At 73.8% G+C, this 12992-nt stretch carries 6 protein-coding genes; all 6 read left to right on the top strand.

The window, feature by feature from the left end:
- Nucleotides 1-75: 75 nt before the first annotated feature.
- The 6 genes from C5N14_RS29430 to eccB all read left to right on the top strand — a co-directional run bounded on the left by C5N14_RS29430 (nt 76) and on the right by eccB (nt 12992).
- Nucleotides 76-3540, top strand: coding sequence for a right-handed parallel beta-helix repeat-containing protein (locus C5N14_RS29430; RefSeq protein ID WP_117672877.1), 3465 nt, complete (start codon nt 76-78; stop codon nt 3538-3540).
- A 30-nt stretch (nt 3541-3570) separates the two neighbouring features.
- Nucleotides 3571-4080: a hypothetical protein gene (locus C5N14_RS29435; protein ID WP_128763697.1), complete on the top strand. Its 510-nt coding sequence runs from the start codon at nt 3571-3573 to the stop codon at nt 4078-4080.
- Between the two features lie 117 nt (nt 4081-4197).
- The gene (gene eccCa, locus C5N14_RS29440; RefSeq protein WP_117672881.1) at nt 4198-8169 is read left to right on the top strand and encodes a type VII secretion protein EccCa; all 3972 of its coding nucleotides are present in this window, start codon (nt 4198-4200) and stop codon (nt 8167-8169) included.
- Nucleotides 8166-10283, top strand: a complete 2118-nt coding sequence (locus C5N14_RS29445) for a hypothetical protein (protein ID WP_117672882.1) — start codon at nt 8166-8168, stop codon at nt 10281-10283. Before eccCa ends, C5N14_RS29445 begins: the two co-directional genes overlap by 4 nt.
- Nucleotides 10280-11659, top strand: a complete 1380-nt coding sequence (eccD, locus tag C5N14_RS29450; RefSeq protein ID WP_117672884.1) for a type VII secretion integral membrane protein EccD — start codon at nt 10280-10282, stop codon at nt 11657-11659. Before C5N14_RS29445 ends, eccD begins: the two co-directional genes overlap by 4 nt.
- A 1-nt stretch (nt 11660) precedes the next feature.
- Entirely contained in the window at nt 11661-12992 is a 1332-nt protein-coding gene (eccB, locus tag C5N14_RS29455; RefSeq protein WP_117672886.1) for a type VII secretion protein EccB, read from the top strand.

A 12992-nucleotide genomic window follows, 5' to 3' on the forward strand; every position in this document is an offset into this window, starting at 1 on the left:
GACCCCGGCGGCCCGGCCCGGCCCGCCCCACGCCGGCAACACCCCCGGCGGCGACAGTCAGCAAGGAGCGAATCCGTGACCACCAGTGTGCTGTCGGTGTCGGCCAGGGACACCGGATGCCTCACCGACATCTCCCGGGCACTGGAGTCGGCGGCGCCCGGCGACACCGTCGCGGTACGCCCCGGCGTGTACCGCGAGGCGCCGCTGTTCCGCCGGAACGTCGTCCTGGTCGCCGAGGACGGCCCGGGCACCGTCACCATCGAGGTGCCCCCGGGCGGGGCCATCCTGGCCGCCGGGGGCGAGGTCCTGATCCAGGACATCGCCATCCGTGGCGGCGACGAGCGGATGCCGCTGCTCCAGGTGGCGGCCGGCCGGGTTCGCCTGGAGGCGTGCACCGTCGACGCCACGGCGGCGGCCGCGATCCACGTGCGCGGGGGCACCGTGGAGATGCGCGGCGGCGCGATCAGCAACTCCGGCGGGGCCGGCGTGGTCCACGAGGCCGGCGCGGGCGAGTACACCCGCGTACGGATGAGCGGCATCGCCAAGTGCGCGATCATGACGGCCGGGTCGAGCGCCCCGGTGTTCCGGGACTGCACGTTCACCGGGGTCGCGGAGGCGGCGCTCCTGGCCGTGGGCGCCAGTGCTCCGCGCCTGGAGGACTGCCGCATCGACGAGGTCGGCCAGTACGCCGTCGTCGCGCAGCAGGCCGCCCGGCCGTACCTGACCGGGACCACGGTGTCCGGCGGCGAGGTCGGGCTGCTCGTCAGCGACCGGGCGACCCCGGTGCTGGAGCGCTGCGAGATCCGGGACGCCCGGGTGCACGCCGTGGTGACCATGGGGCAGGCGGCGCCCGCGCTCTCCGACACGCGCGTCACCCGGGCCCGGGGCCACGGCCTCGACTGCCGGGACACCTCCGCGCCGCAGCTGACCAACTGCGAGGTGCGTGACTGCGGCGCGGCCGGGGTGGTGGTCAACGGCACGGCGACGCCGCACCTCACCGGGGGTACCGTGGCGGACTGCGCCGACGCTGGGGTGTTCCTGACCGGCCGGTCGAAGGCGCGGCTGGAAGGGGTCGGGGTCCGCGACGTCCCCATCGGCGTGGCGATCGAGCAGGAAGCCGACCCGCACCTGCACGGCCTGACCATCGAGGGCGTCCGCTACGGCCTGCACGCGACCGGCGGAGCCGGCCGGTTCTCCAACGGCCAGGTCACCGGGGCGCGGACCGCCGGGGCGAAGCTCGCCGACAGCGCGACCACCGTGCTGTCCAACTCCCGGATCACCGGCTGCCGGGTCGGCGTGGAGGTGGCCGGGAACGCCCGGCCCACCCTGTCCTCGATGGCCGTGGAGGAGTCGGGTGGGGCGGGCGTGCGGACCGGCGGCCCCAGCGCGGCCACCCTGTCCCGCAGCCGGATCAGCGGCAGTCGCGGCCCGGGGATCCGGGCCGGCGCCGGCAGCACCGTCACCGCCACGGACTGCGAGATCGTCGGCAACCAGGGGCCGGGTGTCGTGGTGGAGACCGACGCACCGGTGCGGCTCCACGGCGGGGTGGTGCGTGGCAACGGCGGCGTCGCCGTGGACGCGCCGAGCCCGACCGCTGCAGTCGAGTTGTCAGGAGTGGGCACCGGCCACAACGGACGCCCGATCTCCCTCCCGCCGCCCGGGGCCGGGCGGCCGGACGCACCGGGGGCCGACGCCCCGAAGTCCGCTCCCGCCTTGACCGGAGGCACCGGGTCGGACGTCACCCCGCCCGGGAAGCTGACCGGTGCCCGCCCGTCGGGCCCGCCGTCCGACGTCGGGTCATCCGCTCCGGCGGTGCCCGCCGGCGGCGGTCCCGGTCCCGGTGACGGGCCGCCGAGTGGCGGCGCGACGGGTGGCGGTGGGGAACCGGACGGGCCGGTGGCCGCGCTGCTGCGCGAACTGGACGGACTGGTCGGCCTGGCCGGCGTCAAGCACGAGGTGGCCACCCTGGTCGGGCTCAACCAGATCGCCAAGCGTCGCCGGGAGGCCGGGCTGCACGTACCGCCCATGTCCCGGCACCTGGTCTTCGCCGGGCCGCCCGGCACCGGTAAGACCACCGTGGCCCGCATCTTCGCCCGGATCCTGGCCACCCTCGGGGTGCTCTCCAGCGGGCAACTGGTCGAGGTGTCCCGCAGCGACCTGGTCGCCGAGCACGTCGGCGGCACCGCGGTGAAGACCACGGCCCGGTTCGAGGAGGCCCTGGGCGGGGTGCTGTTCATCGACGAGGCGTACACGCTCTCGACCGGCGGGGGCGGCGGCCACGACTTCGGCCGGGAGGCCATCGACACCCTGGTCAAGCTGATGGAGGACCACCGGGACGAGGTGGTCGTGGTGGTCGCCGGCTACACCCCGAACATGCGTACCTTCCTGGCCGCCAACCCGGGTCTGGAGTCCCGTTTCGCCCGTACCATCCAGTTCGACAGCTACTCCGACGACGAACTGGCCGAGATCGTCGAGCGGCTCTGCCGCGCCCACCACTACGCGCTGGAGTACGAGACGCGGCAGGCCCTGGTGCGTCACTTCAGCGAGATGCCCCGCAACGAGACCTTCGGCAACGCCCGGGTGGGGCGGCAGGTCTTCGAGGACATGCTGGGGCGTCAGGCGTACCGGCTGTCGAACAACCCGCAGGCCCCGGACCTCGAACTGGCCCGGCTGCTGCCGGAGGACCTGGGCGACCAGGCGGCTGCGCCGTCGGCGGCGGCCGGCGTGGCGCAGGCCGTCCAGGACCTGCTCGGCAAGCTGAACGCGATGGTCGGCCTGGACGCGGTCAAGCGCGAGGTGACCGACGTCATCGACCTGATCGCCTCCACCGAGGCCCGGACCCGGGCCGGCCTGCCCGCTCCGACGATCTCCCGGCACCTGGTCTTCGCCGGGGCGCCCGGCACCGGCAAGACCAGCGTGGCCCGACTGTACGGGCAGCTGCTCAACGCGATGGGTGTGCTGCGCACCGGGCAGCTCGTCGAGGTCTCCCGGGCCGACCTGGTCGGCGAGTACGTCGGACACACCGCCGTCAAGACCACCGACGTGGTCAACCGGGCGCGCGGCGGCGTGCTGTTCATCGACGAGGCGTACGCGCTGGCCGGCCAGGGCAACGACTTCGGTCGGGAAGCCATCGACACGCTGGTGAAGCTGATGGAGGACCATCGGGACGACATCGTGGTGATCGCGGCCGGGTACACCGGGGACATGCGCCGGTTCCTGGCCAACAACGTCGGGCTGGCCTCCCGGTTCAGCCGGCAGGTCCCGTTCGAGTCTTACACCGCCTCGGAACTGGTGTCCATCGTGCAGACGCTGGCCCGCGACAGCGGCTTCGACTTCAGCAACGACTGCCTCCCGGTGCTGTCGGAGCACTTCGACAGCCTGACCCGGGACGAGACCTTCGGCAACGGCCGGTACGCCCGCCAGTTGCTCGAACGCACCATCACCAAGCAGGCCAACCGGCTGCGCCGCTCGGCCGCACCGACGGTCGACGACATGCGCCAGCTGTACGCGGCCGACGTACGGGCAGCCCTGGCCGCCTGACCCAGTAGCGACGAGAGAAGGTGCCCGGAGATGCCGGTAGTGAGTTTGAGCGGTACGTGGCGGATCATGGTGGTGGGCAAGGAGTCCCTCTACGCGCAGCGGCTGGTGTTCTCCGGCGACGTCCAGAAGATCCTCGAACTGGAGGTCGGGACGTCGGCGTCCGCGAGTGGGCGGCGCTGGAGGCTGCGGTTCGAACACCACCGCGGGGACGGCGTCTGGCGGCCGAACGTCTCGGTGGAGGCGGGTGCCATCGTCCGGTGCGGCAACGAATTCCAGCGGCTGATCGCGACGAAGGACGTGTACTGGACCGGTGACCGCGGACACGACGACCTGAAGCTGCTGCTCACCCGGCCGGCGTCGGCGGGTGCCCCGGAGGAGGGAGTGGGCGGGGAGCCTTTCGCCGTCGACGTCAACCTGCACGGGCTGCCGGACATGCCGGTGCTCCCGTCGATGGACGGCGCGGATGTGACGCCGGAGAGGCTGCGGTCGTACAGCGAGCCGGGGTCGGCGGGAACTCCCCTGCGGAGACGGTCCTTCTGATCGCCGCGGGCCCCGGCTCGCCCCGCCCGGCCGACGGCGTTTCCGGAATCGCGCGGTGCGAACAGTATCGATCCCGGTACCGGTCAACCCTTTCCGGCTCGCAGCCGTGTAGTGGATGTGAGCACCAGACCTTTCCGGCGGCCGGCCCGCCGCAACGGACCCGAGCTGCCGCACGGCGAGATCACCCTGCAGGAGCCGCCGGTCGTCCCGGAGGTTCAGCCCGCCGGATTCCGCTCGCTCGGGATGGTCCTGCCGAGCCTGCTGATGACCGGCGGGTTCATGTTCATGATGATGAGCAACTCGCTCAGAGGCCCGATGGGCATGGTCATGCTGGTCATGATGGGCGGCGGCATGCTGGCCATGGCCGTGTTCCAGATGACGATGACCGGCGGCAACCGCAAGCAGCAGATCAACGGCGACCGGCGTGACTACTTCCGCTACCTGTCCCAGACCAGGGCGCAGGTCCGCCAGTACGCGGCGGAACAGCGGGACGCGCTGGCCTGGCGGCACCCCGACCCGGAGTCGCTGTGGTCGCTGGCGATGACCAGCCGGCTGTGGGAGCGCCGACCGACGCATCCGGACTTCGGCGAGATCCGGGTCGGCACCGGCGCCCAGCGGCTCGCGGTGCGTATCACCCCGTTGGACACCAAGCCGGTGGAGGACCTGGAACCGGTGTGCGCCAAGGCGTTGCGCCGGTTCATCAAGGCCTACACGACCGTGCCCGACCAGCCCGTCGCGCTGTGCCTGCCCGGCTTCGCGCACGTGCGGATCAGTGGCGACCGGGACGTGGCGCGGGGCATGGTGCGCGCCATGCTCGCCCAGTTGGCCACCTTCCACGCCCCGGACGAGCTGCGGCTGGCCCTCTGCGTCGGCGCCGAGCAGGCCGAGCAGTGGGAGTGGGCCAAGTGGCTGCCGCACGCCAAGCACGCCACCGACGTCGACGTGGCCGGGCCGGTACGGCTGTTCGGCACCACCCTGGAGGAGGTGGAGCGGCTGCTGGGCGCGGAGTTCGCGGGCCGCTCCCGGTACGACGACGACGCCCAGCCCTCCCGCGAGGAACCGTTCGTCGTGGTGGTCTGCGACGGCGGCGTCATCCCGCCGGGCGCCCGGCTGACCGTCGCCGGGTACCGCAACGCCGTCCTCGTCGACTTCGACGGCCGTGGCCTCGCCGACGGGGACAACGTGCTCAACCTGGAGGTGTCCGCCACCGACGTGGAAATGATCGAGAAGGATCACGTGGGCCGGGAGGTGCGCACCCGGCTCGCCGCACCCGACCACCTGGACCTGCCCCGGCTGCGGACGCTGGCCCGGATTATGGCCCGGCACGCCACCAAGGTCACCGGCGAGCAGCCGGCCAGCGGGCTCAGCGCCGTCCTCGACCTGCCGGACCTGCTGGACATCCCCGACCTGGACACCTTCGACCCGCGTGCCCGGTGGGAGTCCTGCTCGCCCGCCGGCCGGCTGCGGGTGCCCATCGGGGTGGCCGCCGACGGCTCCCCGATCGAGCTGGACATCAAGGAGTCCGCCGAGGGCGGGATGGGGCCGCACGGCATGCTCATCGGCGCCACCGGGTCGGGCAAGAGCGAACTGCTGCGCACCCTGGTCCTGGCCCTGGCGGCCACGCACTCCTCGGAGACCCTCAACTTCGTGCTGGTGGACTTCAAGGGCGGCGCCACCTTCGTCGGGCTGGACCGGCTGCCGCACGTCTCCGCGCTCATCACCAACCTGGCCGACGAGGCCGCGCTGGTCGACCGGATGCAGACCACCCTCCAGGGGGAACTGGTACGCCGGCAGGAACTGCTGCGCAGCGCCGGCAACTTCACCTCGGCGCGCGACTACGAGAAGGCCCGCGCCCAGGGTGCCGAACTCGACCCGCTGCCCACCCTGTTCGTGGTGGTGGACGAGTTCAGCGAGCTGATCGCGGCCAACCCCGAGTTCATCCAGCTGTTCGTGATGATCGGTCGGCTCGGCCGCTCGCTCGCGGTGCACCTGCTGCTGGCCTCGCAGCGCCTGGAGGACGGGCGCATCCACCAGTTGGAGGGCCACCTGTCGTACCGCATCGGGCTGCGTACCTTCTCCGCGATGGAGTCGCGGGCCGTCATCGGCGTACCCGACGCGTACGAGCTGCCGGGCGATCCGGGCAACGGATACCTGCGCTCCAGTGTCACCAGCATCACCCGGTTCAGGGCCGCGTACGTGTCCGGCCCGCACCGGGTACGCAGCACCGGGCTGCACCGCGAGGTGATCGCCAGCCAGGTGGTCGCGTTCACCGCCGGGGCCGCCGCGCCCGCCGTCCCGGCGCCGCGCCCGCCCTCGGACCCGACACCGGACGAGCCGACCGACACCGGCACCACCGTGCTGCACGCGCTGGTGGACCGGCTGGTCGACCAGGGTCCGCCAGCACACCAGGTGTGGATGTCGCCACTGGAGGACGCGCCGACCCTGGACGACGTGCTGCCGCCGCTGTTGCCCGACCCCGAGCACGGGCTGCGTCCGATCGACACCGGCCAGCAGGGGTACCTGCAGGTGCCGGTCGGTCTCATCGACAAGCCGTTCGAGCAGATGCGCGACCTGCTCGTGGTGGACCTGGCCGGGGTCGGCGGGCACGTGGGTGTGGCCGGCGGACCGCAGAGCGGCAAGAGCACCCTGCTGCGGTCGCTGGTGTGCGGGCTGGCCCTGACCCACTCGCCGCGACAGGTGCAGTTCTACTGCCTCGACTTCGGCGGCGGTTCGCTGGCCGGGCTGACCGGCCTGCCCCACATCGGCGGGGTCGCCGGTCGGCACGAACCGGAGCGGGTGGGCCGCACGGTGGCCGAGGTCCGCTCGATCCTCGTCGAGCGGGAACGGCGCTGCGCTGATCTGGGCATCCACGGCCGGGACGCCTACCGGCAGGCGCAGGCCGACGGTCGCATCCCGGAGGACCGGTTCGGCGACGTGTTCCTGGTCGTGGACGGGTGGTTCGTGCTGCGCCAGGAGTTCGAGCCGGCCGAGGAGATGGCCCGGGACATCGCGGCCCGTGGCCTGAACTACGGGATCCACGTGATGATCACCATGGGCCGCTGGTCGGAGCTGCACATGTCGATGCGGGACAAGATCGGGACCCGTCTCGAACTGCGCCTGGGCGACCCGGTGGAGTCCGGGATCGACCTGCGTGCGGCGGCCCAGGTGCCCCGTCGGCCGGGGCACGGGCTGACCGATGCGAAGCTGCACTTCCTCGGCGCGCTGCCGCGCATCGACGGCGTCCAGTCGGCCGACGGGCTCGCCGCGGCCACCGAGCACCTGGTGTCCGCAGTGGCGGACAACTGGGCCGGGGAACGTGCCGCCGCGGTACGCACCCTGCCGGCCTCGCTGCCGATGGCCGAGCTGCCGGCGCCGCAGGACGCCCGCATCGCGCTCGGCGTGGACGAGGACCAGCTCGCGCCGGTGTGGCACGACTTCCGGGCGATGCCGCACCTGACCGTGCTGGGGGACACCGAGAGCGGCAAGACAAACCTGCTGCGTCTCATCGTCCACGCGATCGTCGCCAGCCACACCCCGGCCCAGGCGCGCATCATGGCCGTCGACTACCGGCGGCAGCTCTTCGATGACGTGCCGGCCGCGTACCGGCTCGGCTACTCGGTCTCGGCGGACAGCACCCGGGACACCGCCGCCGAGGCGCTGGCCGGGCTCCGGCCGCGGGTTCCCGGCCCCGACATCACCCCGGAGCAGCTACGCGCCCGCGACTGGTGGTCCGGCCCCGCGCTGTACGTCCTGGTCGACGACTACGAACTGCTCGCCGGGCCCGACAACCCGTTGGCCCACCTGACCCCGTTGCTGCCCCAGGGCGGCGACATCGGGCTGCACGTGGTCGTCGCGCGGGCCGCGGCCGGGGCGATGCGGCTGTCGATGGACCCGCTGCTGCGGCGCATCCAGGAACTGAACACCCCGGACGTGGCGCTGTCCTGCCCGCCGACGGAAGGCCCGCTGCTGGGTAACACCAGGCCGCGTCCGCTGCCCCCGGGTCGGGCGCTGCTGTGCACCCGGCGTGGCAGCCGGCTGATCCAGACGGCACTGGTACCCGCGCCCGTGCCCACCGGGGCCAGCCGATGACCCGCACCGCCACCCGCCCGCGCCGTACGCCCACCCCACCGGCCCAGCCCGCCGAGCCCGCTGCGCCGGCCGAGCCTGCCGCGCCGGCCGATCCCGTTGCGACGGCCGAGCCCGCCGCGCCGGCCGATCGCGCCGCGGCGTACGCGGCGGCCGAGGAACTGGCCCGGCGGCTGCGGGCCCTGGCCTGCCTGCCCGGACCGTCCGCCGCGCCGACCGCCTGGCCCTGCGACACGGGGCTGCTGGACTGGCTGCGCCGGATGACCTACCCCGCCCTGTACACCTGGGCAGCCGAGGAGAACCTGTCGCGCCGCTGGATCGGCGGCGACATCTTCGGCTCCCGCCGGCTGTCGCGGGCACCGGAGTTCCTCGCCGGCACCGACCTACGCCGTCTCGCCCCGCACCTGGTCGCGCCGCTGTTGCGGCGGGTGAGCATGACGCGTCCGGCGCCGAGCGCCGCCGAGCTGACGCCTGCGGCCCTGGCCGCCGACGCCGGCCGGGTCAGCACGTTCCGGCGCGACGGCGCCGCCCGGCTCTGGGGCCAACCGGAGCACACGCCGCCGCTGCCCGACACCACCACCATCCCGCACGTCGTGCACGGCATCTGGCTCGGCCGGCCGCTGCCCGAGTCGAACGGCTTCTGGACCAACTACGGCGCGGCGGCCGACAGCTACGCCGGCCAGGTCGACTTCGTGCTGTGGACGGACATCCCGCGGGCCCGCTTCGACGCGGCCCGCGCCACCCCGCCCGCCCCGGCCGGCCAACCCGATCCGCTGGCCCCGGTACGCGCCCTGCTGACCTGGGCGAACACCCACGGCATCCACCTGGTGAGCGTGGCCGAACTGTTCCACGCGAACGCGCCGATGACCCTGCACAGCCCGTACGCCCTGGAGCTGAACCGGGGGCTGCCGCAGGGCTTCGCGGCGGCCAGCGACCACCTCCGGGTCGAGGTGGTGCACCGGTTCGGCGGCCTGTACGCCGACGGTGACCTGCACTTCCTCCCGGACGTCGCGCTCCCGCCGGACGAGCGGGCCGACAGCCCGGAGGGTCAGGGTGCCGAAAGCCCGCCGGGCGGTGGGTACCGGCTGTTCCGTGGCCGGTGGCACGGGCCGCCGGAGGCCGACGGGCCGGCCCGGTTGCCGGAGCTGTTCGACCGGGTCGCCGCGTCGACGCACGGGTTCACGCTGCACGCGCTCACCGACGAGATCGTCCTCAACGACGTCATCCTGGCCCCGGCGGGGCATCCCGCGCTGGCGTTGTGGCTGGAGGGCGCGCGGTACAACTACCTGCGCGACCCGCGCGACCTGTACGCCGCCGACACCCCCCAGCCGGCCGGGTCGGACGCGCCGGCCGGGTCAGGTCCGCCGCCCCCGCCGGATCCGACGCCCCCGCCGCCCACATCGGACCCGCCGGCCGGGTCCGACCCGCCGGTCGCCGGGGCGTCGGAATGGCGGGGGGAGCCGGCCTCCTGGACCTGGGCGGTCACCGCGGTGCGTACCGGGCGGGTGCACCACTGGCTGCTGGCCCGGCTGGGCATCGGCGCGGCCGATCTGGTCAAGCCGGCGCCGGCGGTACGCGGGCACAGCGAGCTGAGCTGGCTGCCGCCGGTCGACGGCCAGCCGCCGGTCGCCTGCCCCGACCCGGACCCGCTGCCGACTCTGGTCGCCTGCGTGGACCTGCTGCGCTGGCAGCACCTGTCGCGCTCCGGGGACCTGTGCCTCACCGCGGTCGCTCCGCTGGTACGCGGGCTGCCCGAGCCGGACACCGCGTGGACCGCGCTGCTGCTCGCGTTCGGGCACCTCTCCACCGACCTCGGCCCGGTCACGTCGGTCACCGACCGGCGACGCAACCAGGACCAGACCCTCGACAACGTGATACTGCCGCCCGAGGCGGAGGCACTGCTGGACCGCACCACGACACCGGCCACCTGGTTCGGTTCCGCCCGCTTCGGCGACGCTGGCGAAGCCGGACCGGAGGCCACCGCCGGCCGGGAGTACTGGTTCCTGAGCGAGCGCACGGCCCCGGCCCGGCTGCTGCCCGCCGCCCCGCAGGCAGCACCCGGGGCGGACGAAAAACTTGTGAACTCCGGTCACCGTGCACACGTGTTCGGGATATGAGCGCCGAGCGCGGGGAACTCTGCCGACTGCTGGTCGTCGGACCGACCAGCCAGGTCGACGTGAGTCTGCCCACCCACATCCCGTTGGCCGACATGATGCCGGCCCTGCTGAGCGCGCTGGGACCGGACCTCGCCGATCGTGGGCTGGAGCACAGCGGCTGGATCGTGCAGCGGTTGGGTGGACCGGCCTTCGACGAGTCGCGCACCGTAGGCGATCTCGACCTGCTCGACGGCGAGGTCGTGCACGTACGCCCGCGTACCGACCAGATCCCGCCGCTGGCCTACGACGACCTGGTCGACGGCGTCTCGGCCGGCATCCGCAAGCGGTCCGGGCTGTGGCGTCCGCAGACCACGCGGGTCACCGCCCTGCTGCTGTTGGCCGCCTGGCTGGCCGCCTGGCTGGCCGCCGCGCGGATGTGGCCGGCCGAGTCCCGGAACCCGGTGCTGCTCGCGGCGATGGCGGCGATGTGCTTCGTCGCGGGCTTCGCGGTGGTACGCAAGCTGGCCGACCGGGCCACGGCCGGCATCCTGGGGGCCGCCTGTGTGGTCGGTACGGTGGTCGCCGCGCTGGAGGCGGTCGCCGGTGCCTCCGTACCCTGGTTGATCTTCCTGGGTGCCAGCGCCGGCACCGTCGCCGCGTCGCTGGTGGCCGCGTTCGTCTTCCCGCGCACCGGCTGGCGGCAGGTCACCGTCGGCCTGCTGGCGGAATGGCTGCTGGTCGTCGCCGCGCTCTGGCTGCACACCAGGGCCACGCTGGACTGGACCACGATCGCCGCGATCACGGTCGTCGTCACCACGGCGCTGCGCCCGGCGGTACCGGCGGCCGCCTTCAAGCTCGCCGGGTTCGCCCTGCCGGAGATGCCCGTCGAACCGGCGGACCTGCAGAAGGACATCGACCCGGAACCGGCCGCCGGGGTGCTCGCCCGGGCCGCCGCCGCCGACCAGTTTATGACCGCCCTGTACGCGGCACTCGGGCTGGTCTCCGGGGCCGCGATGGTGTGGCTGGCGATGGCACCCGGCTGGGCCGCACCGCTGGCCGCCTGGCTGGCCGCCGCCGCCCAGATCCTGGTCACCCGCCCGATGACGAGCATCTGGCACCGGGTGGCGCTGGCCGGTCCGGCGTTGGTCGCCATGGCGACCTGGTGCCTGACCGCGCCCACGGACCGGAGTCCGCTCGCCGCCCAACTGGCCATCGGCTGCTGCGTGCTCCTGGCGGTGGCGTGCGGGTTGGCCGCGAGGATCCCGGTCGGCCGGCGGTTCAACCCGATCTGGGGCCGGATGGGCGACCTGGCGCACACCGCGATGGTGGCCGCCCTCGGGCCGACCGTCGTGGTCATCACCGGCCTGATCGACGTGATCCGGGCGCGGGTGGGTTGACATGTCGTCGCGTCGTGACCAGGTGGACGCCCAGCGGTACATGATGACCCGGGTGACCGGCGCGCTGGTGCGGGCCGAGCCGGAGACCGCCGAGTCACCGACCCGCCGGGACCGCACCGGCACGGCCGTCGGTCTCGTGCTCGGGATCCTGCTGCTGGCAGGGGTCGCGATCTGGGCGCTGATGCCGGGATCGGGCTCGACCAGTTGGCAGCAGCCACGGATGCTGGTGGTGGACGCCTCGACCGGGGCGCGGTACGTGCTGGTCGACGGCCACCTGCGCCTGGTCAACGACGTGGCGACGGCCACCCTGCTGGCCGGCGGTCGACTCACCCCGGTCACCGTCTCCTCGTCCAAACTCGCCAAGGTGCCGCAGGGCCCGCCGGTGGGTACCCCGACCGGGCCGCAGGTGCTGCCGGCGGCCAACCGGGTCAACCAGGGCGTGTGGCGGGCCTGTAGCCGGGACACCGGCCGGATCGTGCTCGACGTCGACGTGCCGGCGGCCCCCGATCCGCTCGGCGACGGGCAGGCGCTGCCGGTCACCGCGGGTGGTAAGACCTACCTGCTGTGGGGCGGGCGACGACTGCTCCTTCCCCAGCCGTGGATGGCCGACGTGCTGGGGCTGGGGCTGCTCGCTCCCGTACCGGTGGCGACCGCCTGGCTGGAGTCGATCCCGCTGGGCGGCACGGTCGGCCCGCCGAAGGTGGCCCGGGCCGGCGGCGCCGGGCCGAGGGTGGCCGGCCGGCCGACGTCGATCGGCCAGATGTTCGGCGTGGACCTGGGCAACGGCACGGTCAACCACTACCTGATGACCACCGACGGGCTGGCCCCGCTGACCGAGACCGAGTACCGGTTGCAGCGGGCCACGCCGGGCGCGGCCAGGGAGACCGCCGTCACCGCTGCCGATCTGGTCGCCGCCGGCCAGCGCAGCCCGGTGCGGCCGCTGACCACGCTGCCGGCCACCCCGCCCGCACCACCGTCCATGCCCGAGGACGCCGTGGTCTGCGTGGAGTACGCCGGGCAGGCCGACGAGAAACCCACGGTCGTCCTGGCCGGCGGGACCGGCATGCCGACCGGCGGCAGCGGCGGGAAGACCACCGTGACGGTGCGGGTGCCCTCGGGCGGGGGAGCGCTGCTGATGCCCCCGGCCGACGCCGACACCGACCGGTGGCGGCAGCAGGGCCTGCTCATCAACGAGCGGGGGATCGCCTACCCGATCATGGGCGGCGACGTCACCACCCTGGGCTACTCACTCGACCAGGCGGTGGTCATGCCCACCCCACTGGTCGCCATGCTGCCCCCCGGGCCGGCACTGGTCCGGCCGGAAGGGAGGTGA

Source organism: Micromonospora sp. MW-13, assembly GCF_003434305.1.
Lineage (GTDB): Bacteria > Actinomycetota > Actinomycetes > Mycobacteriales > Micromonosporaceae > Micromonospora.